This window comes from Acetobacter cibinongensis (assembly GCF_000963925.1).
In the GTDB taxonomy this organism is placed as follows: Bacteria; Pseudomonadota; Alphaproteobacteria; order Acetobacterales; family Acetobacteraceae; genus Acetobacter; species Acetobacter cibinongensis.
Genome location: NZ_BAMV01000025.1, coordinates 16,108 through 41,348, shown reverse-complemented (window position 1 = coordinate 41,348; position 25,241 = coordinate 16,108). Strand labels below are relative to the sequence as shown.

20 protein-coding genes and 1 pseudogene are annotated in these 25,241 nt (G+C 50.8%); 18 read left to right on the top strand and 3 right to left on the bottom strand.

What is annotated here, in order from left to right:
• Nucleotides 1-264 precede the first annotated feature (264 nt).
• Entirely contained in the window at nucleotides 265-1,344 is a 1,080-nt protein-coding gene (locus Abci_RS12615; protein ID WP_048839535.1) for a hybrid-cluster NAD(P)-dependent oxidoreductase, read from the bottom strand.
• On the bottom strand, nucleotides 1,345-2,589 hold the full coding sequence (locus Abci_RS12610) for an aromatic ring-hydroxylating dioxygenase subunit alpha (protein WP_048839551.1): 1,245 nt from the start codon (nucleotides 2,587-2,589) through the stop codon (nucleotides 1,345-1,347).
• Between the two features lie 175 nt (nucleotides 2,590-2,764).
• Between Abci_RS12610 and Abci_RS12605 the strand changes: the two genes are divergently transcribed.
• From Abci_RS12605 to purU, 5 genes are all read left to right on the top strand, one after another.
• Nucleotides 2,765-3,667, top strand: coding sequence for a LysR family transcriptional regulator (locus Abci_RS12605; protein WP_048839534.1), 903 nt, complete (start codon nucleotides 2,765-2,767; stop codon nucleotides 3,665-3,667).
• A gap of 338 nt (nucleotides 3,668-4,005) precedes the next feature.
• The gene (glyA, locus tag Abci_RS12600) at nucleotides 4,006-5,298 is read left to right on the top strand and encodes a serine hydroxymethyltransferase (protein ID WP_048839550.1); all 1,293 of its coding nucleotides are present in this window, start codon (nucleotides 4,006-4,008) and stop codon (nucleotides 5,296-5,298) included.
• 21 nt (nucleotides 5,299-5,319) lie between these two features.
• Nucleotides 5,320-6,690 (top strand): L-serine ammonia-lyase, encoded by a 1,371-nt coding sequence (locus Abci_RS12595; RefSeq protein ID WP_048839533.1) that lies wholly within the window; start codon nucleotides 5,320-5,322, stop codon nucleotides 6,688-6,690.
• A 285-nt stretch (nucleotides 6,691-6,975) separates the two neighbouring features.
• Nucleotides 6,976-7,968, top strand: coding sequence for a GlxA family transcriptional regulator (locus Abci_RS12590; protein ID WP_244877683.1), 993 nt, complete (start codon nucleotides 6,976-6,978; stop codon nucleotides 7,966-7,968).
• A 17-nt stretch (nucleotides 7,969-7,985) separates the two neighbouring features.
• Nucleotides 7,986-8,840 carry a formyltetrahydrofolate deformylase gene (purU, locus tag Abci_RS12585; protein ID WP_048839532.1) on the top strand — a complete coding sequence of 285 codons (855 nt, stop codon included), beginning with the start codon at nucleotides 7,986-7,988 and terminating at the stop codon, nucleotides 8,838-8,840.
• A 145-nt stretch (nucleotides 8,841-8,985) separates the two neighbouring features.
• Here the strand turns inward: purU and Abci_RS12580 are convergent, their stop codons facing one another.
• The gene (locus Abci_RS12580; protein WP_048839531.1) at nucleotides 8,986-9,642 is read right to left on the bottom strand and encodes a TetR/AcrR family transcriptional regulator; all 657 of its coding nucleotides are present in this window, start codon (nucleotides 9,640-9,642) and stop codon (nucleotides 8,986-8,988) included.
• Between the two features lie 252 nt (nucleotides 9,643-9,894).
• On the opposite strand from Abci_RS12580, the gene Abci_RS12575 reads away from it, so the two are divergent.
• The 13 genes and pseudogenes from Abci_RS12575 to Abci_RS14220 all read left to right on the top strand — a co-directional run bounded on the left by Abci_RS12575 (nucleotide 9,895) and on the right by Abci_RS14220 (nucleotide 24,917).
• Nucleotides 9,895-11,394, top strand: coding sequence for an aldehyde dehydrogenase family protein (locus tag Abci_RS12575; protein ID WP_048839530.1), 1,500 nt, complete (start codon nucleotides 9,895-9,897; stop codon nucleotides 11,392-11,394).
• A complete protein-coding gene (locus tag Abci_RS12570) occupies nucleotides 11,391-12,986 on the top strand; it encodes a GMC family oxidoreductase (protein WP_048839529.1) in 1,596 nt (531 codons plus the stop codon). Before Abci_RS12575 ends, Abci_RS12570 begins: the two co-directional genes overlap by 4 nt.
• Nucleotides 12,987-13,109: 123 nt before the next feature.
• A complete protein-coding gene (locus Abci_RS12565) occupies nucleotides 13,110-14,681 on the top strand; it encodes an acyl CoA:acetate/3-ketoacid CoA transferase (protein WP_048839528.1) in 1,572 nt (523 codons plus the stop codon).
• Between the two features lie 92 nt (nucleotides 14,682-14,773).
• On the top strand, nucleotides 14,774-15,916 hold the full coding sequence (locus tag Abci_RS12560; RefSeq protein ID WP_048839527.1) for an acyl-CoA dehydrogenase family protein: 1,143 nt from the start codon (nucleotides 14,774-14,776) through the stop codon (nucleotides 15,914-15,916).
• The gene (locus Abci_RS12555; protein WP_048839526.1) at nucleotides 15,913-16,680 is read left to right on the top strand and encodes a 3-ketoacyl-ACP reductase; all 768 of its coding nucleotides are present in this window, start codon (nucleotides 15,913-15,915) and stop codon (nucleotides 16,678-16,680) included. The genes Abci_RS12560 and Abci_RS12555 overlap by 4 nt, the downstream gene beginning before the upstream one ends.
• 8 nt (nucleotides 16,681-16,688) lie before the next feature.
• Complete coding sequence (locus Abci_RS12550) at nucleotides 16,689-17,840, top strand: dihydrodipicolinate synthase family protein (protein WP_048839525.1); 1,152 nt, start codon at nucleotides 16,689-16,691, stop codon at nucleotides 17,838-17,840.
• 2 nt (nucleotides 17,841-17,842) lie between these two features.
• Nucleotides 17,843-18,700, top strand: coding sequence for a sugar phosphate isomerase/epimerase family protein (locus tag Abci_RS12545; protein WP_048839524.1), 858 nt, complete (start codon nucleotides 17,843-17,845; stop codon nucleotides 18,698-18,700).
• 15 nt (nucleotides 18,701-18,715) lie between these two features.
• Entirely contained in the window at nucleotides 18,716-19,477 is a 762-nt protein-coding gene (locus tag Abci_RS12540; RefSeq protein ID WP_048839523.1) for an electron transfer flavoprotein subunit beta/FixA family protein, read from the top strand.
• Complete coding sequence (locus Abci_RS12535) at nucleotides 19,477-20,412, top strand: electron transfer flavoprotein subunit alpha/FixB family protein (protein WP_048839522.1); 936 nt, start codon at nucleotides 19,477-19,479, stop codon at nucleotides 20,410-20,412. The genes Abci_RS12540 and Abci_RS12535 overlap by 1 nt, the downstream gene beginning before the upstream one ends.
• 401 nt (nucleotides 20,413-20,813) lie before the next feature.
• Entirely contained in the window at nucleotides 20,814-22,337 is a 1,524-nt protein-coding gene (locus tag Abci_RS12530) for a carbohydrate porin (RefSeq protein ID WP_146806942.1), read from the top strand.
• Between the two features lie 91 nt (nucleotides 22,338-22,428).
• Nucleotides 22,429-23,685 carry an MFS transporter gene (locus Abci_RS12525; protein ID WP_048839520.1) on the top strand — a complete coding sequence of 419 codons (1,257 nt, stop codon included), beginning with the start codon at nucleotides 22,429-22,431 and terminating at the stop codon, nucleotides 23,683-23,685.
• A gap of 161 nt (nucleotides 23,686-23,846) precedes the next feature.
• A pseudogene (locus Abci_RS14225) lies at nucleotides 23,847-24,520 on the top strand (IS5/IS1182 family transposase); the annotation flags it as partial.
• A gap of 181 nt (nucleotides 24,521-24,701) precedes the next feature.
• Complete coding sequence (locus Abci_RS14220) at nucleotides 24,702-24,917, top strand: alpha/beta fold hydrolase (protein WP_306302106.1); 216 nt, start codon at nucleotides 24,702-24,704, stop codon at nucleotides 24,915-24,917.
• Nucleotides 24,918-25,241 lie beyond the last annotated feature (324 nt).

The following is a 25,241-nucleotide window of genomic DNA, read 5'->3' as shown; positions in this document are numbered from 1 at the left end:
ACAACACCATGGCGGCAAGAGCACCTGTTTAGTCACACTAATGTCCTGCCAACCCGCAGAACTGAACTTTTGAAACAGTTTCTACACATGTTGCGTAACGATGAGACACACGACAGCGCTCATCGTTACGGCAATGTGACTGATTTTTGGAAAATGCTAAAGAGAGTTTATTTTAAATAGTTTCTCAGCGTTTTAATCGTAACTTTATAAAACAAAAACACCCTGTTCTCCTGCAAAGCCTATGCAGAAGAACAGGGTGTTTAATTAGCGATCAATAACCAGATCGCTCAAAGGTTTGGAGCAGCAAGGTAGAAACATGCCAGCATCAATTTCACGCTGGCGGATGCCACCACCATGCTTCATATCCACACTTCCGCTTACCAGTTTAGACTTGCAGGTACCACACATGCCATTGGCACAGGAGGACGGAAGGCGCACCCCATTTTTTCTGGCGGCTGCCAGAACAGATTGGTCGGGCAGACCGGGAATAGTCTTGTTCTGCTTTGCAAAGGTAATGGTAAAGGATGTTACGTCATCAACGGGTGCGCTCTCAATTTCGTCCTCCAGAAGAATAGCCGCATCAAAGCTTTCTTCCAGATAACAGTCAGATGGAACACCAACTGTTTTACACAGGCTTTTTGCTGCGGCCATAAAAGGGGCTGGACCACAACACATCACCAGACGCTCTTTAATGTCTGGCACAGCCAGTGTTAGTAACTCTTGGGAAAGACGTCCTAACATACCAGCATAGGATGTGGCATTCCCGCGGTTTTCAGGTAGGAAAAACAACCTGAAATTTGGGGAATATTTTGCCAGTAGCGCCAGTTCCTGCGCAAAGGCAAAGTCGTTGGGTGTGCGTGCTGCATGCAGGAACACAACATCCGGATACCGTGCGGCATCTGCCAGCGCCTGACTGATGGAGGCCAGAGGCGTAATGCCAGATCCCCCAGAAAGGAACAGGTATTTCTCCGGTCCAGTTTTGGGGAGGGTAAATGTACCGGCAGGGCCTTGGGCCGCCAGAGTCATACCTGGTTTCAGGGTGTCGTGTAGCCAGTTGGAGACAAGGCCGCCCGCAACACGTTTTACTGTGATGGAAAGGGTTTGCGGCCGCAGCGGGGAGGAGGAAATACTGTAACAGCGCTGTTCCAAGCTCTCTCCCATGGGGACTTCAAAAGCAAAATACTGTCCCGCTTCAAAAGAAAAATAACGGCCATTTTTTGCTTTGAACGTGAATGTTTTTATGTCGTGCGTTTCCTCCCGGACATCAACGCACACAAGTTCTGTATCTTCATCTCTGTCCCAATACAGGCCAGAAGCATGGCATGAAAGAGTGTTGTCCATCATTCAGTACCCGCTTGCTTTCATCAGGTCGATATACCACACAGCAAACTTGTCCAGTTCTTTCTCTGTGTAGTCTGAATACGGACCCGGTATGTAGCTGGGGTCTTCCACGCCTGCCTGAGAGCGCGCAACCAGGTCAGCATCCTGCTGGGTTGTGGCAATCCAGACACTGGTCAACTTGTCCAGATCGTAATCAACGCCTTCAACAGCATCTTTGTTGACCAACCATTTGGTACGAACCAATGTTTTACCGGAAGACAGCGGAATGGCGGTTGCGGTTACAGCATGGTCCCCCATGAAGTGGTTCCAGCAGTTATGCCCCCATAAATGTACATCGCCCAAGTCTTTACGGGTCATTGTGCCCATCAGCTTCTTACTGGCCGCCGTTGCGTCTGGTGTCTGAGATTCTCCGGCCCCGCCAATAATGAGGCGCTGGGTCCGAAAGTTGGTATTGCAGTGCTCTAGCTGCGCAACCACGTTGGAAGAATAACCAGCTTTCTCCCATTCCTGTGTGCGTTCATTGTAAAGAGCTTGCTGTTCAAGAGCAATTTCACGCTCTTCGTCATTTTCGTATTCAGTATCAAAACGAAAGTCGATAAAAGACACACACAGTTCCGGATGGCTGCCAGCACAATGGTAGCATTCACGATTATTTTCCATCGTGAGTTTCCAGTTGCCGTCCTCAATAATATCCATCTGGTAAGCAATTTTTGCGTTACGAATATCGTATGGGGCCAGGCGGTCTTCCATGGCGTTAATCAGGCTAGTAATATCAGCAGGTGGGTTGTCACCCAGACACACATAAATAAGGCCACCCACAGAAACAAAATTGACGGTTTTCAAACCTCTACACGACGTATCAAAATCTTTTCCCATACGGGGTGCGTGTAGTAAGTCCCCTGACAGTTCATAGGTCCACTGGTGATAAGGGCAGACCAGTTTTGCCACCATATGCTGCCCCGGATCCAGAATACGAGTGCCACGGTGACGGCACACATTATGCAGAACACGAATCTGGTTATCGTCATCCCGCAGGACGATAAGGCTGGTTTTTCCAACGTCTACAACATAAGTGTCACCAGGTTCCGGCACATCGCAGTCAAGCGCAATGTTAATCCACTGGTTCTTGAAAAAGACCTCCATGTCCGCCTCAAACACATCGTCTCGCGTGTAGAGGCCAGCCGGGAGAGAATGGCCGGGCTTACGGCTATTGAGCAGGTCCGAGATTGAAGGTTTGGAAATTTGCATAGGGGGCATCTCCCATTTTTTGGAGGTATTGCGTATCGTTAAGCTACTGTAATGGTGTGTGTTTTATTGAAAAATTCAACGATAAAAAATTTCAATTTCCCATAACAAAAACTTATGACAAAAATGTGCTTACCTTATTATCCCTATCGCTCTTGATTTACCTGAGGCCCGAACGGTGAAGAATTTCAGGAAAAATGTTCCGTCTCTGAATGCATTGGTCACCTTGGAGGCTGTAGTGCGGCACCGGAGTTTTACTATGGCTGCTGGAGAGCTAGGGGTCTCTCAAGCCGCCGTGAGCCGCCAGATTACCGTTCTGGAGCAGGATTTGGGTATTCCCCTTTTTATCAGGGGCTACCGTACTATTGATCCCACGCCCAATTGCCTGGTTCTGGTAGAAACGCTTTCAAAAAGTTTTTCTGATATTATGCAAGTTGTTGATTATGTAAGGGTGTCTGAACGCAAGGCAAAACAGACAGTGACCATCAGAACAAGTGCTGCGTTTGCAACACTCTGGCTGTTGCCCCGGTTGGGCACCTTGCATGCGCTTTTTCCCACAACACAAATCCGTCTTGCGTCTCAGGACTCCCGTGCCGCACTGAACATGGATGGGACAGACGTTGCCGTATGGTTCGGTTTGCCCCCATTTGAAAAGGGAAACGTTGTCGGTACCAGAAAGGACACGGTGTATGCTGTGTGTTCGCCATCTTTCCTATCACGTGTCCCTGATCCTGACGCCTTTTTATCCGCTCCAGCACATTTGATTGAACACGATAACACAAACCGGGAATGGGACTCCTGGCGGCAATGGTTTATAGATGCAGGTATCAAAACTAAAAAGACAGAGCCAGACTTAAGCTTAAGCCATTATGCAGATGTCCTGGCAGCGGCAAAGGCAGGGCAGGGGGTCGCTCTGGGCTGGCACGTTCTGGTAAGGCAAAGTCTTGAAGACGGAAGCTTAACCCGTTTGGGAAGCCGGGAGGTGAAGTGTAGCGGGTGCTATAACGTTATCACCTCCCTACAAGATACTTCACATGGTGTCGGGGAAGCCATCGCTCTGTGGATTTTACAGAACCTCTAAGCAGTACTAAAAATAATACCTATGAATTGATATACTATCTAACAGAATCATACATTTTCATGCTGCTCAAGCAGCGATATTTTTTGCATGTGGGGCCTACTTTTGTCGGGTCAAAATGCAAAACTGTTATTTTTTAGAAACGATTGAGTGCGATGTCGTAAAAATTACGATCACCCTTCGTGTGCATGCCTTTTAAAACCCGATACTTCTTCTACGCTGCCTCAATCAGACATCCAAATTCTGTCCGCAAAATACCGTTAACTAAAGCTGCTATCAGAGACTATCTGATGACGACTGGCTGTGGGGTACGGGCAGGCATCTATCTTACGGAGCGCAAAATGGGTCAGGCAGAAAACGCATTTTTTCATAACTCTCTTCAGCAAATAGACCCGGAAGTTTCTGCCATTCTTAATGATGAACTTCATCGCCAGCAGGATGGTATTGAACTCATTGCGTCTGAAAACATGGCATCTCTGGCCGTTATGGAAGCGCAGGGTTCTGTTCTGACCAATAAATACGCAGAAGGCTTGCCCGGAAAACGGTATTATGGTGGCTGTGTCGAGGTAGACCGGGTGGAAGATCTGGCGCGCACCCGGCTTAAGGAACTTTTTTCAGCGCAGTTCGCCAATGTGCAGCCACATTCTGGCGCAAATGCCAATCAGGCGGCTTTCATGGCGCTTGCCAAGCCGGGTGATACCATTCTGGGGCTAAGTCTGGCGGCTGGTGGTCACCTTACGCACGGTGCTGCCCCAAACTATTCTGGCAAATGGTTTCATTCCGTTCAGTATGGCGTGCACCGCGATACAGGGCTTATTAACTATGAGGAAGTTGAGCAGCTCGCAAAAGCCCACAAGCCGCGTATCATTGTTGCAGGCAGTTCAGCCTACCCACGCGTTATTGACTTTGCCCGCTTCCGTGCCATAGCCGATGAGGTTGGTGCCTACCTTATGGTGGATATGGCTCATTTTGCGGGGCTAGTTGCCGCGGGTCTCTATCCTAACCCGTTGCCGCACGCGCATATTGTCACCAGCACAACGCACAAAACACTCCGTGGGCCACGTGGCGGGGTTATTCTGACCAATGATGCAGACCTGTCGAAAAAGATAAACTCTGCCGTCTTCCCCGGCTTGCAGGGCGGGCCTCTCATGCATGTGATCGCGGCAAAAGCCGTCGCGTTTGGGGAGGCACTGAAGCCGGAATTTAAACTCTACCAGCAGTCTGTTTTAAAAAATTCTCAGGTTTTGGGCGCAGAACTGCTGAAGAGAGGGTTTGATATTGTTACAGGCGGCACGGACAGTCACCTTATTCTGGTGGACTTACGACCCAAGAAAGTGACAGGCAAAGTGGCAGAAGCCGCATTGGAAAAAGCAGGCATTACAGCTAACAAAAATGCTGTGCCTTTTGATCCGGAATCTCCTTTCGTGACCTCCGGTATCCGTCTGGGCAGCCCGGCAGCCACGGCGCGCGGGTTTGGTGTTGAAGAATTTCAAGAAATCGGTCGTTTTATTGATGAAGTGCTGACAACATATGATACTCCCGCCGAAGCTGAAGTCAGCCAGCGCGTTCATGCAGAAGTTCAGGAACTCTGCCGCCGCTTCCCTATCTATAATGTGGCTTATCCCGGCGCGTAAGCCACTTTTGTCGAGAGCAACATGATCAGCCTGTTTGACCTTTTTAAAGTTGGTATTGGTCCGTCTTCCTCGCATACGGTTGGCCCCATGCGGGCGGCTAACCGTTTTGCGGACTCCCTTGCCGGCCGGAGCGATGTCGCACAGGTACGCGTAACATGTTACGGCTCGCTGGCCTGGACAGCGCAAGGCCATGCAACGGACAAGGCCATTATTTTGGGTCTGTGCGGGGAAAGCCCGCAAACGGTCAATCCCGATGCGGCTGATCACATGGTGGCGGATGTTGCCACACGGCATAGCCTGACCTTCTGCGGCAAAGTTATTCCGTTCAACCCTGACACAGATATTATTCTAGACAAGGACACCGTTCCTCCTGTTCACCCGAACACACTACAATTTGAGGCCCTTGATGCAGACGGTCAGGTGCTTGAGTTGGCACGGTTTTGCTCCGTGGGTGGGGGCTTTATTGTTCATGAGGAGGTGACGGAAAAAGCAGGATACAGCCAGCCTGATGTTCCGTTCCCTTTCACCAGTGCCGCACAACTACTCGATCTTACGGAAAAAACCCAGTTAAGCATTGCAGAAATTGTCATGCGCAATGAAACTGCTTTTCGCCCCCGTGCGGAAACGGAAGCCTATATTGACCATGTCATTGACGTGATGATGGCCTGTATTGAGCGGGGTATGACCCAAACAGGCACGTTACCAGGCCGCTTAAAGGTGAGGCGGCGCGCTGCGGCCTTGAGCCAACGCCTGCAGGAGAGAGAGCGCGCCAATACAAAATCCGCCCACGGCATCATGGACTGGATCAGCCTTTTTGCCATTGCCGTGAATGAGGAAAATGCGTCAGGCGGCCGGGTGGTCACCGCACCGACTAACGGTGCAGCCGGTATTATTCCAGCCGTTATTCGATATTATCGAGATTTTTGTGAAGATACGCCGTCAGATTCAACCAGACAGGGCCTGCATGACTTTGTTTTGACGGCGTCCGCTATTGGCGGGCTGTTTAAACTGAATGCCTCTATTTCAGGTGCCGAGGTGGGGTGTCAGGGCGAGGTTGGGGTTGCGTCTTCCATGGCAGCCGCTGGTCTGGTCGCGGCCTTGGGTGGCACGCCAGCACAAGTTGAAAACGCGGCTGAGATTGGGATGGAGCACCATCTGGGCATGACGTGTGACCCGGTTGCAGGTCTGGTGCAAATTCCCTGTATTGAACGTAATGCCTTTGGCGCCATTAAAGCCATTAACGCAGCCTCACTCGCTATGCATGGGGATGGCAAACATCATGTCTCCCTCGACCACGTTATTCGGACAATGGCTGAAACTGGCAGAGATATGAGTAACCGATACAAAGAAACATCGTTGGGCGGATTGGCGGTGAATTTCCCGGAGTGCTGACGTCACAAAGCCCTTTCTTTCTTACCCGGAGAGGGCTCGTATTCCCGACTTTCACAAAAATGTAAAACAACGCCCATGTCGGATACATCCAAAATCAGTGTCGGAATTGGCCTTGATTAAAGCTTTTTTTGCTTTCTAATGATCGTTGATAGGGCGGAATGTAAGCAGGTTTGATTTTTTGATGGCAAACTAACCTTTGCACGATGGGGAAGAACGATGAGAGGAATAGCTGGAGCTACTAAACCGCGGTTGCGTGTAGGTTTTGTCCTTGCGGAACATTTTACGTTGTCAGCTTTTTCCCTGTTCGTTGACCACTTGCGCCTTGCTGCCGATAAAGACGACCGGAGCCGCCCTGTCCATTGCACGTGGCAGATTGTTGCATCCGGTGTTCAAGCCATACGGTCAAGCTGCGGTGTGTGCGTAATGCGGGATGCTCCGTTGGGTGAGCCACGGGCATTTGACTATATTGTCGTTGTGGGCGGGTTATTGCATGGGCACCAGCAGGTGGACGCCGCAACACTCCAGTGGCTACAGCGTGCCGCAGCAGAGGGTATTCCCCTGATAGGGGTATGTACGGGCACCTTCATTCTGTGTCGTGCCGGGTTGATGAAGCATCGACCTGTGTGCGTAAGCTGGTACCATCGTCAGGATTTTATTGAAGCATTTCCCGATCATGACGTTGTGAGCGATCGTATGTTTCTGGATGATGGTGACCGTATCACCTGTTCCGGTGGCAGTGGTGCGGCGGACGTTGCCCTCCATTTAATAGACCGTAGCCTTGGCCGTTCTGCCGGTATGAAAGCAAGCCATATTCTGTTGATGGAACGCTATTTGCGTCCGGAAAAACAGGCCCGTCTCCAACCACGGCCCCCCACGGTCAGTGATGCAACCATGACCGTTGCCAATCAGCATGTTCAGCGTGCAATTCTGCACATGGAACAAAATATGGACCGCCCGCTGTCTGTGGCGCAGTTGGCAAGCCAGCTTGGTATTTCCAGCCGTCAACTTGAGCGGCTTTTTCATAACAATCTTGGCCGTAAGCCGCAGGATTTTTACCGGATGCTTCGTCTGCGCTATGCACGCGCACTTCTTGAATCCGGGCAGGCAAATGTGACAAACGTTGCTATTGAATCCGGTTTTTCTGACTGTTCACATTTTTCCCGCCATTTCAAGCTTGTTTACGGCATTAGCCCCAGCAAATGCTACCGTGACGCTATCCAAAAGCAGTCCTCCCAAGAAGACTTCATATCACCTGTCGGTGTACGTGTTTTTTCTTAAACCTTAAGAGACCATAAATGTTTTCTCATAACTCAACGCATATTCTTATTGTAACATGCGATGCGCAGACCGGGTTAGTAGCGGCATGGACAACATGCCTTTCTGCCGCAGGAGGAAACATTCTAGAGCTTAATCAATATACTGATTTAGAAAACAACAAATTTTTCATGAGAATTGCTTTTATTTCTGACACTTTGCCATCTTCTGCAGGAATGGAGACGCTGGCCAGATGCTTTAATGCACAATGGCATTTGTACCCAGCCGGTGTCCGGCAGAAAGTGGTTATTCTCGTCTCAAAATTCGATCATTGTCTTGCGGATCTTCTTTATCGCTGGCGCATTGGGGAATTGGCACTCACACCAGTAGCCATTGTATCCAACCATCCAAGAGCGGATACACAGGCGACAGATATTGGGTCCGTACCATTTTATCATTTACCAATTACAAAGAGTACGAAGCCAGAGCAGGAAAAGAAACTTCAAACCATTATAGAAAATACAGGTGCTGATCTGGTGATACTGGCACGCTATATGCAAATTCTATCAGATGAAATGTCTAATTGGATTTCTGGAAAATGCATTAACATTCATCACTCTTTCTTACCGGGTTTCAAAGGAGCTCGTCCCTATCATCAGGCCTATACCCGGGGCGTCAAGCTTATTGGCGCAACGGCACATTACGTGACCACAGATCTGGATGAAGGGCCTATTATTGAACAGGATGTTGAGCGTATATCTCACGCGGATACGCCGGAAGACCTCATCCGCAAAGGTCGTGACGTTGAAAGACGCGTACTGTCGCGCGCGGTGAATTACCATTTACAAAGGCGCGTTATTCTCGACGGAAATCGCACAGTTGTTTTTCCAGATTAATTGTAAATGCTGTTGAGAGAGTAAGTTCTGCACGAAGTAAGCGATTGGCAGACTCAACCTGTAAATTCTTATCGGGCGGTACACAGAAACACCCATTATGGACAGTGCTATGCGCTGGATAAAACTAGTTTCAAAATCAGGAGACTTAAAGGCAGAGAAGCCGTAAGATGGTGTCTATATTAAAAGCCAGCCGTTCTTGTAGAGCCTTTTTTGAAAGGAAATCTCTATTGAATATGACTGAGCCTGTGTGGCTGTTTGTCAGATAATAATAACCAATTGAGGCAATGGTAATATTGACCTGAACGGCATCCAGTCCCGCGCGGAATGTTCCATCCTGTGTGCCTTTGTCCAGTATGGCCTGAATACGGTCAACAAATTTCTTACTGACCTCCCGGAGTATGGAAGAATCTTTGATGTGCCGGGCTTTGTTAAGGTTTTCGTTATTAACCAGAGTAATAAATTCCGGGTTTCTGAGATAATAATTCCACGTAAATTTTACAAACTCAGTAATGGCGTCTTTTGGCGTGAGGCTCTCCAAATTCAGAAGTGCTTCTTCAGAGCGAATATCAAGGTAGGCTTGCTCTATAATAACCTTGAAGAGATTCTCCTTGCTTTCAAAATAATGATAGATCATGCGCTTGTTGGCCTGTGCTTCAAGCGCAATGGCATCAACGCGTGCGCCTTCCAGCCCGTTCTGAGCAAATTCCTTCTTGGCGGCCTCCAGAATACGGAGCTTTGTTGCCTCTGCATCCCGAATACGGGGGGAGGGAGGAGTGCTTACGGTTTTGGTCGAGCGCGTCACTGAATCTGCCTGCTTACTCAAAAGGAAAAAACTTACCCTCAACAGAAGGTGAAGGTTTCCTGGTTTTTTTGCAATAGATTTAAGTAACCAACTGGTTCATTTCTCGTTTAAGAGTGAGAACCCTTTTTGCTTTGTTCTGGCAAGGCAACCACAACGGAGAGGCAGAATGCCCCCTCGCACCCTCTTTTTCTTCGGAAGACCACCATTTTCTTGAAGAAAAATCAGTGCGATACGAATGGAAGGCTCAACTGGATGACTGTGACAAAAGAGTGTTTATCTGCGCCGGTTAAACCGCGTGATTTCGGGTTTTTTATAGACGGGGCATGGCATCATGGGCGGGAGATGTATGAACGGTCTTCACCTTCCCACAACCAAAGCGTTACCCGCATTGCCTGTTGCACCACGCAGGATCTCAATGCTGCGGTAGCCGCAGCCCGTATTGCTTTTGATCAGGGAAATTGGGCCCAACAGCCGGGGGCAGAGCGTGCTGAGGTGCTATCGCGCACGGCAACACTCCTTCGTGAGCGCAAAGACGAGATCGCCTATTGGGAGGTATTGGAGAACGGAAAACCACTGAGTCAGGCCAAAGGCGAAGTTGACCATGCTATTGCCTGTTTTGAAACTGCGGCAGGGGCCGCCCGTTTGCTGCATGGTTCCACATTCAACACGCTTGGGCCTTCACTTTTTGGCATGGTTCTGCGGGAGCCAATCGGAGTGGTGGGGCTTATTACCCCATGGAACTTCCCTTTTATGATCCTGTGCGAAAGGCTGCCGTTTATCCTGGCGTCAGGGTGTACGGTTGTTGTGAAGCCTGCCGAGGTAACAAGTGCGACAACCCTGCTTATGGCTGATATTTTGGCTGAGGGAGGGCTGCCAAAAGGCGTTTATAATGTTGTGACCGGGTCCGGAAGTGTTATCGGCCAAGGTATGGCGGAGCACCCGGATATTGATATGCTGTCTTTTACGGGGTCAACCAAAGTTGGCCGATCCTGCATTAAGGCTTCTGCCGAGAGCAACCTCAAAAAACTGGGATTGGAGCTTGGTGGCAAAAACCCGATTATTGTTTTTGCTGACAGTAATTTGGATGATGCGGCAGACGCGGTCGCTTTTGGTGTAAGCTTTAACACGGGGCAATGCTGCGTTTCTACCAGTCGTTTGATTGTTGACCAGTCTGTAGCAGATGACTTTGAGCAACGCGTTTCTGAAAAAATGGCCAAAATTCGGGTTGGTAACCCGTTTGATCCCGAAACACAGATTGGCGCTATTACCACCGATGCACAATATAAAGTCATTCTTGACTATATTGATAAAGGAAAGGCAGAGGGCGCTGTTTTGCTGTGTGGCGGACACCAGATTATGCGTGAAAGAGGGCGTTATATTGCCCCAACCCTGTTCACACATGTAACGCCCGATATGGCGATTGCGCGTGATGAAATCTTTGGTCCCGTGCTGTCTTCTTTTCGGTTTAAAACGGTGGAAGAGGCAATCGAGTTGGCGAATGATACCGTCTATGGTCTTGCAGCCTCTGTCTGGACGCAGGATATCAGCAAGGCTTTCCGTGTAACCCGGCGGGTAAAGGCGGGGCGCTTCTGGGTCAATACCATCATGAGTGGTGGGCCGGAAACGCCAATAGGCGGGTTTCGTCAGTCCGGGTGGGGGCGGGAAGCTGGCCTTGCCGGGGTTGAAGAATATACACAGCTTAAGACTGTTCATATTGATACCGACAAACGGTCTCACTGGATCGCATCATGACACCACGCTTTGACTATATTGTTGTAGGCGGTGGGTCTGCCGGATGTGTTTTGGCCAGCCGCCTGTCTGAAGACCCAACGGTAACAGTCTGTCTGATTGAAGCCGGGAAGCGGGATGTGCACCCTTTCATTCACATTCCTGCAGGTTTTGCAAAAATGACAGCAGGACCGTGGACTTGGGGTTTGCACACGGTCCCGCAAAAACATGCCAATAACCGCAGCATTGTTTATGTTCAGGGGCGTGTGCTCGGGGGTGGCTCCTCCATCAATGCAGAGGTTTTTACGCGCGGGCATCCGTCAGATTTTGATAGATGGGAGCAGGAAGGCGCAACAGGCTGGGCCTTTCAGGACGTTCAGAAATACTTTCTGCGGTCTGAAGGAAACAGCATATTGTCAGGGCTGTGGCACGGCACCACGGGGCCTCTAGGTGTTTCCAACCTGGCAGAGCCCAACGTCACCACGCGGGCTTTTGTGCAAAGCTGTCAGGAGAGGGGGCTGCCGTATAATTGTGACTTCAACGGCCCACAGCAGGAAGGGGCGGGGCCATACCAGCTAACAGTGCGTAACCAGAAGCGGTGTTCAACCGCAGTTGGCTACCTGCGGCCTGCTCTGTCCCGTAAAAATCTGACAGTTGTGACCAATGCGTTTGTTTTACGTCTGCTCTTTGAGGGGCGGAAGGCGTCAGGCGTTCAGTATAGTGTGGGCGGTAAAGTCAAGGTAGTCGCAGCAGAGCGCGAAATTCTGGTTACATCCGGGGCGATTGGTACTCCAAAACTGCTGATGCTCTCTGGCATTGGTCCGGCGGAGCATCTCAAGCAGCATGGTATTCCTGTCGTGCAGGATCTGCCGGGGGTAGGGCAGAATTTACAGGACCATTATGGCGTTGATATTGTTGCAGAACTCAAGAAAAATATAAGTCTGGATAAATATAATAAACTACACAACATGGCATGGTCCGGCTTGCAATATGCCGTATTTGGTACCGGGCCAGCGGCCTCCAATATTGTTGAGGCAGGGGCTTTTTGGCGCACAAGCCCAACGATAGAGGTTCCGGATATTCAACTCCATTTTCTGGCCGGAGCAGGAGCCGAGGCTGGGGTTATGACTGTGCCCAAAGGGCAGGCAGGGATCACGCTCAACAGTTACCTTCTGCGGCCAAAATCGCGCGGGACGGTGCGGCTTAACTCGGCAGATGCGCGTATTGCACCGCTGGTTGATCCAAATTTTCTGTCTCACCCGGATGACCTGCGGCTGGCTGCAAAAGGGGTCATGCTCAGTTATGAGATATTTTCTCAACCCTCCCTTCAAAAACACATTCGCGAGATTTGTTTTTTCAACACGACCAAGCCTTCTTTGGAGGACTGTGAAGCCTACGTAAGACAGTATGGACGCACATCTTATCACCCCACCTGTACATGCCGTATGGGGTCCGGCCCGGATGCCGTGGTTGACCCGTTTTTGAAGGTGTATGGTGTAGAAGGACTGCGGATTTGTGACAGTTCAGCCATGCCGTCTTTACTGGGGTCAAACACCAATACGGCCACGGTTATGATTGCCGAAAGGGCCGCCGAGTTTATTAGAGCATCAGCCTGATACCGGCTGATGCCCAGAAATTTACCACATGCCTGAAACTGGCTCTTGCATAGAGCCAGTTTCTCGTATTCACTTCATTAAGTAACCAACTGGTTAGATAATAATAAAAACGGACCGGATTCCATGAGTAAAGTCAGAACTGCCGCGGAAGCTGTAAGCCTCATAAAAAATGGCGCCACCATTGCGGTCAATTCATCCTCCGGGCTGTTGTGCCCTGATGCCGTGCTGGAAGCGCTGGGCCAGCGTTACGCCGCAGAAGGTGCTCCCAGAAACCTGACAACCATTCACCCTATTTGCGCGGGGGATATGTTTGGCACAAAAGGGGTGGATCATCTCGCACTCCCAGGGATGATCAGCCGTATTATCGGCGGCTCCTATCCCTCTGGCCCAAGCAATGCGGAACCGCCACTGATCTGGCAGCGCATTCTTGGTGAGGATCTGGCAGCCTATAACGTACCTTCTGGCGTTATTTTTGATATGCTGCGTGAAGGCGCGGCCTTAAGGCCCGGCGTGCTGACAAAGGTGGGTATGGATACCTTTGCAGACCCGCGGCGCGAGGGCTGTGCCATGAATGAAACAGCCAGGCAGAAGCCTGTTGTGCGCGTTACGGAGTTTGAAGGTGAAGAGTGGCTTTATTTCCCTGCGCTGAAACCGGATGTAGCCATTATCCGCGCCAGCACAGCGGATGAAAAAGGAAATCTGACGTTCGAGCAGGAAGGTGCCACCCTGGGGGCTATGGAAATGGCCTTGGCTGCGCACAATAATGGTGGCCTTGTTATTGCACAGGTCAGGCGTGTTGCTGCGCAGGGAACCCTGAAGCCGCATGATGTAAAAGTGCCTGGAATTTTGGTGGACTTTGTGGTGGAAGCGCCAGAACAACTGCAAACAACAGCCACATTGTACGATCCTGCAATTTCCGGCGAAATTTTCCGGCCGCTGTCCAGCTTTGCCAGTCCTGACTTTGGGCCATCCAAGGTCATGGCGCGGCGTGTCGCGCAGGAATTAAAAAAAGGGTGGGCTGTTAATATCGGTTTCGGAATTTCAGCAAATGTCCCGCGTATAGTGCTTGAAGAAGGGCAACATGGTGCCGTCACGTGGGTGATTGAGCAAGGGGCCGTGGGGGGCGTGCCGCTGCTTGACTTCAAGTTTGGGTGCGCGAGCAATGCGGAGGCCTTTGTGGCATCGCCCCACCAGTTTTCCTACTTTCAGGCCGGGGGGTTTGACTGCTCCCTCCTCTCCTTTTTGGAGATAGGGGAGGACGGCTCAGTCAATGTGAGCCGTCTGGCTGCAACGCCCCACCGTACAGCCGGTGCAGGTGGTTTTGTTGATATTACTAGTCGCGCAAAACGCATCATTTTCTCAGGTAATTTTAATGCCGGTGCCAAAATGCACATAGAAGATGGTCGGCTTGTGATTGATAAGGAAGGTAAAATTGCAAAAATCGTTCCTGACGTGGCGCAGGTGAGTTTTTCAGGCCGTAAGGCAACGGAGAACGGGCAGGACATTACCTACGTCACCGAACGCTGTGTCCTCAAACTTGTGAATGGAAAACTGACTGTTACAGAAATTGCACCCGGCATTGATGTGCAGCGCGATATTCTGGATCAGGCTTCAGGCACCCTGCATGTGGCATCAGACCTCAAACAAATGGATGCTGCGCTCTTCACAGAGGCTCCAATGGGTTTGACGCTTTAAGCCGGTGATTCCGTTTGGCGTGATGTTCGGGAAAACTCGTTTTTTATTTATCTGAAAAGTAACTATTTAGTTATAAGAAGAGGAAGGCAGATATGTTCCTTAATGAAACACAGGAAGAAGTGCGGGCAACAACACGTTCTTTCGTCAATGCCGTTGTACGTCCGGCAGCTGAAGCTTTGGACCGCGAAGAACGCTTCCCCACTGAAATTTATGATGAAATGGGCAAGCTGGGTCTGTTTGGCATTGCCGTGCCGGAAGAGCTGGGCGGCCCAGGTTTTGATACGCTGACCTATGCCGTGGTGATGGAAGAACTCTCCCGTGGCTATGCCAGCGTGGCGGACCAGTGCGGGCTGGTCGAACTTATTTCCACACTGCTCGTGCGTCATGGCACCCCGGAGCAGCAGAAAATGCTGCCCGACGTCATGTCCATGAAGCGCAAGGTGGCCTACTGCATTACCGAACCGGAAGCCGGAACCGATGTGTCAGGTATTCGTACAACCGCTGTCAGGGATGGCGAGGGCTGGGTTCTGAATGGTGGTAAAATCTGGATTCATAACGCACCCGTTGCTGACACAGGGTTTGTGCTGGCCCGCACGGACAAAGAAGCGGGCAACAGGGGTATGTCCATTTTTATTGTGGACCTACATGCCAAAGGTGTAGAGCGCGGGCCCAAGGAACATAAAATGGGGCAACGTGCCAGCCAGGTGGGGGCGCTGGACTTTCAGGATGTGCGCCTTGGTCCGGATGCCCTGCTGGGTGACATGAACCGCGGTTTCCACATGATGATGAGCGTGCTGGACAAAGGTCGCGTTGGTATTGCGTCTCTGGCAGTTGGTATTGCTCAGGCTGGCCTCGAAGCCGCTGTGGACTATGCAGGCACACGCAAGCAGTTTGGTAAACATATTTCCGAATTCCAAGGCGTGCAATGGCTTCTGGCTGACATGGCGAAGGATATCGAGGCAGCGCGTCTTCTGGTTTATTCCGCTGCTATGAAAATTGATCGTGGCCTTGACGCCACACGCGCCTGTTCAATGGCAAAATGCTTTGCCGGGGATATTGCCGTTGCCCGTACGGCGGATGCCGTGCAGGTGTTTGGTGGTTCAGGGTATATTCGCGGTTTTGAAGTTGAGCGCCTGTACCGTGACGCAAAAATTACGCAGATCTATGAAGGAACAAACCAGATCCAGCGCATGATTATTGCGCGTGAACTGCTGCGGAAAGGTGCCACTGCATGACACAGGTTGCACTTGTGACCGGGGCATCAAGAGGTATCGGGCTGGCGGTAGCCGAGGTACTGGCAAAAGAAGGGTTTTCTCTTGCAGTGAACGACCTCAATGATGATGAAGAACTGGCGGCAGCCGTCCGGCATCTCTCCTCTTTTGGCGTGCCTGTTATGCCACTCCCTTTTGATGTTGCAAAACAGGAGTATCATAGTGATATTTTCGCAAAGATAGAAAACGAACTCGGGCCTGTTACAACCTTGGTCAATAATGCAGGCGTGGGGGTAATGCAGCGTGGAGACATGCTGGATGTTACCACTGAAAGTTGGGACCGCTGCTTTGCCGTAAACGCAAAGGCTGTTTTCTTTTTATCGCAAGCCTTTGCCCGTTATGTTCTTGCGCGGCCGCGCGTGGCGGATGCTTTTTATGCCGTTGTCACAATCACGTCTTCCAATGCCGTCGCAGTGGCTACGGCCCGGTCTGAATATTGTGCCTCCAAAGCGGCAGCGGCCATGGTTTCAAAAACTCTGGCAGTCAGGCTGGGCCCGGAAAATATTGCCGTTTATGATGTTCAGCCAGGCCTTATCGCGACAGAAATGACGGCACCCGTTATTGAGCAATACCGGAAACGGGCCGCCGATGGTCTCACACTGTTCCCCCGTGTGGGGAACGCTGTGGAAATAGGCCGTATTGTCGCCACCCTTGCACGGGGCGACCTTCCTTACACAACTGGACAGGTTATTGCGGCTGACGCCGGAATGCTTGTGCCACGATTTTGAGATCAGCCATGAAAATACTTCTCCCTGATAGTGAAGGGCTGAAAACAGCGTATCAGTTAAGTGGCAAGTCCGCCCCGCAAGAGAAGCTGCCCGCTGATCCAGCCCGCATTGTGTATTCAGCGGCACACGTCACTGCTGATCCATTCAGTGCATCAGCCCCTTCCGGCCGCGCCGCAATCGACTGGGAGACCACACTGGCTTTCAGGCGGTATCTTGATGGTCTCGGGTTAGGTATTGCGGAAGCCATGGATACCGCCCAGCGCGGCATGGGGCTGGACTGGCGCAATGCGCTGGAACTGATCAAGCGGACGAGGGAAGAGCTGCCCCACGCCCGCGTGGTTAACGGCTGCGGTACAGACCATCTGGCCCCGGAGGACGCCCGCTCACTGGATGATGTGAGTGACGCATATCTGGAGCAGGTAGACGCCATACAAGGGGTAGGGGCGCGTATTATCCTCATGGCCAGCAGAGCGCTAGTGCGTGTGGCAAAAAGCCCTGACGACTATAAGGCAGTCTATGCAAAAGTTCTGTCTGCCTGTGATCAACCCGTTGTGCTGCACTGGTTGGGCAGCGCGTTTGACCCCGCTTTAAAAGGCTATTGGGGTGCGCCTCACTTTGAGGACGCTCTGGAGGTTGCGCTTGAGGTCATAGAACACAACAAGAGCAAAGTTGACGGCATCAAAATTTCTCTTCTCGATAAAGAGAAGGAAATTCTCATGCGGCGGCGTCTGCCTGCTGGCGTGAAAATGTACACAGGTGATGACTTCAATTACCCCGAGCTTATTGCGGGAGATGAGCAGGGGTATAGTCATGCCCTGCTGGGAATTTTTGACCCGATCGCCCCGCTGGCTGCGTCTGCGGTAAAACGGTTGGGAGAGGGTGATAAAGCCGGGTTCCATGCCCTGCTGGCCCCCACAGTGCCGCTGGCTCGCCTCATGTTTCAGGCCCCCACACAGTATTACAAAACCGGGGTTGTATTTCTTGCGTGGCTGAACGGCTTTCAAAAGCACTTCATCATGTTAAATGGTGCACAATCCATGCGTGCACTGCCCTATTTTACCGGCATCTTTCGCCATGCGGATGCATGTGGGCTATTGCGTGACCCTGAACGTGCCATTGAGCTGATGCGTAGTTTTCTGGCCCTGTACGGGGCAGACTGACCATGCGTGATTTTAGCCAGAACAGATCGGCCTTAGCCCTGAACACAGCCACTTTGGGGCATAATATGCCAGGGGCCGGGGCGGGCTGGTCTGCGGAACAGACTGTGGATGCCTGTGCCCAGCGTGGCATTGGTGGCATTGTCTTCTGGCGGCCGGAAATAGCAGGGCAGGCAGCGGTAATAGGGCGTTACGCCCGGCAAGCAGGTGTTAAAGTGGTGGGGCTCTGTCGCTCCCCATTTTTAACCGGTCCCCTGTCGCTTCAAAATCCTCAAGACATTCAAGATGATTTCTACAAAGCGATTGATGAGACAGCCGCTTTGAGTGGGGACGTTCTGACAATTGTTGTGGGGGGTGTGGAAGCCGGAACGAAAGGTATTCAGGAGAGCCTGAAGCATGTTGCGGAGCGGGTGGCGGCTGTGTGCGACTACGCCGCCCAGTGTGGTGTCCGCCTTGCGCTGGAGCCTCTGCACCCGATGTATGGGGGAGACAGATCCTGCCTGACAACCACGCGTGACGCGTTCGACTTATGTGACCAGATCGCAGCATCGAATTTAGGTGTCGCGATAGATGTTTACCACGTCTGGTGGGATACAGACCTGCCAAATCAACTGAAGCGTGCCCAAGGTCGTATTTTTGGCTTTCATTTATGTGACTGGCTGGGGCACACCACAGACTTCCTGCTTGACCGCGGGATGATGGGGGATGGTGTGGCAGACCTTAGAGGCCTGCGCAATGCGGTAGAAAATGCCGGCTATGCAGGTTTTTGTGAAGTTGAAATTTTTTCTGCACAAAACTGGTGGAAACGCGACCCGAATGACGTGCTGGATGTCATGGTGGAACGCTTCCACTCAGTATGCTGAGAGCTGGAGAGTGTTATGAAAATTCTTGTTCCGGTAAAACGTGTTTTTGACTACAACGTCAGGGTAAGAGTGCGGTCTGATGGCTCTGGCGTAGAACTTGCCAATGTTAAAATGTCAATGAACCCTTTTGATGAAATTGCGCTGGAAGAAGCCGTGCGTCTTAAGGAAAAAGGGGTGGCGACGGAAATTGTTGCGGTCTCCATTGGTGTGCCTCAGGCCAAAGATACATTACGCACGGTGCTGGCTATGGGGGCAGATAGAGCCATATTGGTGCATGCGACCGATGATGTGCAACAGGATATAGAACCGCTGGCCGTTGCCAAAATTCTGGCGAAAATTGTCGAGGCTGAAAACCCTCAGTTGGTGATTGCCGGAAAACAGGCCATTGATAATGACATGAATGCAACCGGCCAGATGTTGGCGGCAGCGTTAGGGTGGGGGCAGGGCACTTATGCCTCGGCACTGGAGGTGAGTGAGGGCGCTGCGCTGGTCACCCGGGAAATTGATGGCGGCCTGCAAACACTGCGTCTAAAACTTCCGGCTGTCGTAACGACTGATTTGCGACTAAACCAGCCGCGCTATGTTGCCCTGCCTGCCATTATGAAAGCCAAGAAAAAACCCCTTGAAGAAGTGGCGCTTGCAACATTGGGAGTGGACATCCAGCCTCGCCTGACTGTGCTGAGCACGGTTGAGCCTCCCAAAAGACAGGCTGGCGTTAAACTTCACTCAGTCGATGACCTTATCTCCAAACTGAAAAATGAAGCAGGAGTTTTGTGATGTCTGTTCTGCTTTTAGCTGAAATACATAATGGCCACCTTCAAAAAGACATGCTGGCCCGTGCCCTGACAGCACTTGCGCCACTTGGAGAGGTCGATGTGCTTCTTGCAGGCCAAAACTGTAACCAGGCCGCGGAGGAAGCAAGACATCTGAAAGGCGTTGCCAAGGTAAGTGTTGCTGATGATGCGTCCTTGCTGCATGGTCAGGCCGAGCCACTGGCTGCGCTCATTAAGTCGGTTGGTGCGGCATATGAGCATATTGCGGCAGGCGCCACAGCTTTTTCACGGAATGTTCTGCCCCGTGTGGCAATGATGTTTGACGTGATGGTACTGGCTGATGTGACCTGTGTAAAAAATGCGGAGACGTTCGAGCGCCCAGTCTATGCAGGGAATGCGATACAGACAGTGCAATCGCATGACAGGGTAAAGATTTTTACAGTGCGCACAGCCGCCTTTTCTCCAGCAGGGCAGAGGGAGGGAGAGGCTGCCCCTGTTGAAAGTGTTCCGGTTCCCGTAGACCCTGCGTTGTCAGTCTGGGTAGAAGACAAAACCATCGTTTCTGAAAGACCAGATCTGACATCGGCAAAAATTGTTGTTTCAGGTGGTCGAGGGCTTGGGTCTGAAGAAAATTTTCATCAGATCGCCGCTTTGGCCGATAAACTGGGAGGCGCAGTGGGTGCCAGCCGCGCTGCTGTGGATGCAGGATATGCACCGAATGACTGGCAGGTTGGGCAAACTGGCAAAATTGTTGCACCGGAACTTTATGTTGCGGTCGGAATTTCTGGTGCCATACAACACCTTGCAGGGATAAAAGACTCCAAAGTGATCGTTGCAATCAACAAGGATGAAGAGGCCCCCATTTTTCAGGTTGCAGATTATGGCCTTGTAGGAGATTTGTTTAAACTTCTGCCGGAGTTGACAGAAAAAATCGGCTAACCCGTATTTTTCTTAAGGTCAGGATAGAGCGTTCCCTTTTGGCCAGCTTTCCGAGTCAAAAAGGGCGAGAAGACGTCGGTCAAAAAAATGCGAATAAGGATGAACGTGATTGACGTTCTTTTGTTAACGCTCTATCCAGTTACTTAATAAGTGGCGAGGTAAAATCTACTTCGCTTATGCAGATCCAATACTGGTTAACAAAAAAAGAAAGATGGCCAGATGACTGTAACGAACCACGATATGACCGTGTTAACGGCTGACTGAAACGGGAAGACCGTTTTGTCGGGTTGTATGAAAAGGCCGGAGCGCTTTTTCTTTGAAATAACGCAAAGCTATACAGGTAAGCCTATACGGAAGTAGTGCTGCTTGCGGTATAACTATGCTCCTGATTGGTGTTCATTATGAAGGCCATCTTTTGCTCCAAAGCAGCCAGCCTGCTGTTCTTGATACTCATACACCTAAACCTTGTCTCCTGGGCGTATGCGCAGGCGCTTTCCGCGGGGCAGGACGCCTCCCTAAAAAAGCCGGAAACAGTCATTGTCAATCCTACACCCAAAAGCTTTTGGGAGAGTAGCAGGCTGCCGGCTTTCTTGCAGGATACGGTGCCAGCGTCTCCTCAACAGAAAGAGCAAACAGGCATGTCGGCAAGTGCCTTGGGCTCTGCCTGGCGCGAGGTACGTATTGTTCCCAAAGATGACCGAATTCTCGGTAATCTGGGTGGGTTCCGCACCAACATGGAGCGGCACGGGGTGGCTTTTACCCTGACCTATCTGACAGAAACTCTGGGCGATGTTGCCGGGGGCAGAAAACAGGGGGTGACCTATACCCATCAGATTGTGATGGGAACAGATCTGGATTTTGAGAAAATGCTAGGCTGGAAAGGGACATCTTTTCATATGCTCGGCATACAGCGTGCAGGTCGGAATGTTGCGACCGATTATATGGGCGTAACACCCCTGACACAACCGCAGGAAGATTACGGGGCAGGGGGGAATGTTCTATACAAGCTCGTTTATATGTATATGGAACAGTCTCTTTTTAACAAAAAGCTGATTGTTGATTTTGGGCGTATGCCCGCTAACATGAAATTCGGCACGTCCTATCTGGGCTGTTATGCCCTGAACATGATTACCTGCGCCCATCCATCCGGCCTTTCAAATGTCACAAAATGGCGGTCTTGGCCTTTTTCCCAGTGGGGTATAATGGCGCGTGTCAATCCGGGTGATCACCTCTATGCACAGGCAGGCCTTTATGAAGTTTCCCCGACTGAAGGCGGAAGAGCCGGATTTAACTTCTCATTTGCACAGCAGGGGTTTGTTGTTCCTGTAGAGCTCGGTTGGGAACCAACGTTGGGCCGCAATAAATTGAACGGACATTATAAACTGGGAGGATATATTGATACATCAGACCACCCAGATCCTTTCACCTCAGTGGATGGCAGGCCCAAACTTGTGTCTCACCTGCCCGGGAAAACGGAACGGCAAAGAGGTGCGTGGTATGTTGGGGCAGATCAAATGGTGTATCGTTATGGTCCGGCGGCTAACCAGGGGATTATTCTTTATGGTCTTGCTGGCTGGAACATGGGGGCGTCACTCCCTAATCAAAGCCAGTATACGCTCGGAATTATCTCACAGGGTATGTTCCCAAGCAGAATAACCGATGCCATCTCCTTTTTCTGGACACGGCAGACAGTGAACAGAAAAATTACACGCCAGCAGGAAATGCAGGCAGACATGGGTTTGCCCCTGCTCAATGGTGTTGCCGCCCCTCAGTCCAGCTTTCAGGTTCTTGAGCTTACATATACAGCCTTTATTGCCCGTGGCATGAAGCTTTTGCCAGACCTGCAATATATTATTAATCCTGATGCGAATAAGGTTTATCCTAATGCGCTCTTGGCCGGGTTCCGGTTTGTTGCACAGTTCTAGCAAGTGCTTGTCTTACCCTTAATGCGCGAGAAGTCTGTGCGTGCCTTCAGACATTTTGCATCTCCTACAAAAAGAATAATCGGAGGTTGTAATGGTTGGTAAATATCGATGGATAATATGCGGACTTCTCTTTGCAGCAACAACAATCAACTATGTTGACCGTCAGGTTCTAAGTTTGCTCAAGCCCTTGCTGGAGCAGAAATTTCATTGGACTGAAAAAGATTATAGCTATCTGGTTATTGTCTTTCAGGCTTGCTACGCCTTGGGCTTTATTTCTTTTGGTAAGTTGATTGACAGAATTGGCACACGGCTCGGCTACGCATTCTGTATGTTCGTATGGAGTATTGCGTCCATCAGCCACGCTTTTGTTGGCGGGACAGCAACCTTTGCAGCCGTGCGAGGCCTGCTTGGGTTTGGAGAGTCCGGTAATTTTCCATCAGCTTTGAAGGCTGTTTCAGAGTGGTTCCCGTCTACGGAGCGTTCTCTTGCAGTGGGAATTGTCACGGCTGGCACAAGTATTGGTGCCATCATGGCGCCTGCAACAGTGCCGTGGCTTGCCGTTACATATGGCTGGCAGGCTGCCTTTATTATTACAGGTCTTTCCGGGTTTGTCTGGTTGCTCATCTGGTTGCGTATTTACCGTGTGCCGGAAGAAACAGCATCTCTGTCCACCGAGGAACGAAACCATATCGCGCAGGACGCAGGTATACTCCACACGCCGGAATTTAAAGGCCGGTGGTTGGATCTCATGAAAATGAAGGAGACATGGGCGTTTGCACTCGGTAAGTTCATGACCGACCCAATATGGTTCTTCATTCTTTTCTGGTTGCCATCTTATTTTTCTGATCGCTACCACCTTGATCTTCAGCACCTTGGGTTTCCATTGATTGCAGTATATTGCTCAACATCTGTTGGGAGCGTCGGCGGTGGCTGGATTTCGTCTTTTCTAATTGGTCGTGGCTGGAAAGTTGTAACTGCACGGCGCTTCACTATGCTGATGATGGCGTTGCTTGTGATACCTCTTTGCTTCTCTGCACAGATTGGTACTATGTGGGGCATGGTTGCGCTGTTGAGCGTAGCTGCTGCCGCGCATCAGGGGTGGTCCGCAAATATCTATTCTATGCCAGCAGACTATTTCCCCAAAAGCATGATCGCTTCTGTGCAGGGTATTGGCGGTATGGCAGGGTCTATAGGGGGAATGCTGTTTCCGGTTTTTATCGGGATTATTCTCGACCACTATAGGTCAATGAACAACATTAACGCTGGCTATTACGTTCTGTTTGCTGTTTGCGGAAGCGCCTATATGCTTGCATGGGTGTTGATTCAGATATTGATCAGGAAAAAATAGGCGTCCCTATTAAGGTATTGCCGGAGTTGGCGTTGTAATTCACAGGCTTACTGAAGGAGAGTGGCCTGTGCATGAGGTATTTTATACGAACGGCAGTTGGAGGGGTCGCCCCCCTGGTTTCGGGGTTCTCTATTCGTTTATCTCTTGAGTGGTGACTTGGAATTGCTCATGACGCAGCCTTTTGTTTTGATGTTGAAGAGCGGCTGGCGCGGTTGAGTGGGCTCGGTGCTCAACTTGAAGCGTTTTCCCGGACTGAGGATTTTGAGGTGCTCAGCTCGGAGCTGAACAAAGGCACTGGCCTATTCAGACGGAAACACGGGCGGTGTTCCACGTTTGATCCAGACGATGAACAATTTGTCCTACGGACTGACTACCTGACCCAGGCGGGTGCCATTGAAACACCGTGAGAGCGCCCTAATGTCACCACCATGCGGAACGCTGGTTACTGCTGATGTCAGGCAGATCCTGGCTGTCTGGCTCGCAGGCAGCGCAATGTCAATGGGGAGAAGGCCGGTGTGCGTGAAGGACATATTCCACAGGAGCGGCAGGACAAGCCGTCCAAGATGTCCCATAAAGATCGTTATGTGTGATGGAAGCTGAAGTTCACAAAAGGAAAGCTTTACGATGGCGGGAGGACCCCGCCTACGGATCTCGCTCCCCCTTTCTTTTGCTATAAATCGCATGTTTCCATCGACCGAAAGTTCGGCTGGTCCGCAAATGGAAGATGACGGAGCCTGCCGCCAGTGAGGGCACCAGACTGCGCGAAGAACCTCTGGATAAAACCAATACGGCCTCACCTGTCTGGGCCGACACGGCCTACCGCTCAAAGGCCAATATCGTCTATAATATGCCCTGCTTCCTCTTTCTGGAGCTGAGGAGCGCCGACATGTAGGTAGCAATCTGGAAGATGGTAACTCTCTATCTGCGATAAACGCAAAGCGAACATTACCAAGGCGACCGTCAACAGCACGCCATAAGCCCAAAATCAAGAGAAAGGCACATCAATCAGCGGTTCTTTGATTTCCCCAGATTACAGGTTGATTGCTATTGATACGCGCGGGCATGGGCGATTAGTTATCGGGACGTATCCCCTGAGATATCGGCAGCTTCAGGAGGATGTAACCGCAGTTTTTACCACGTTAGGGCCACAGAACTTTGGTATTATTGGACACAGTGATGGCGGGGTTGTTGCGCTGCGTCTCATGCTGTCCAACCGAAGTTCGTTATTGTGATCTGTGCGCACTGGGTATTGCCGGTAAATGATCCCACCCGGCAGATTTATAAAACCATCACCCTTGAAAAATGGCGTGACATGTTTGGCAATCAAATCGCAACCCCGTAATGCGGAAACTCCCTAAGCGGATTTTGAAAAGTTATTTGAGCCAGCTATTTCTATGTGGGTCAGATGTGATGAGAATTCTTATCCTGGCGCATCTGTAAAAAATATTCAGTGTTCTTTACCCGTGGTGAATGGTGACAATGATATGCTCGTATCACGGCAACAGGCGTTTGATCTTAAGGAACAGGTCAAAGATGCCAGATTGCTGCACCTTCTC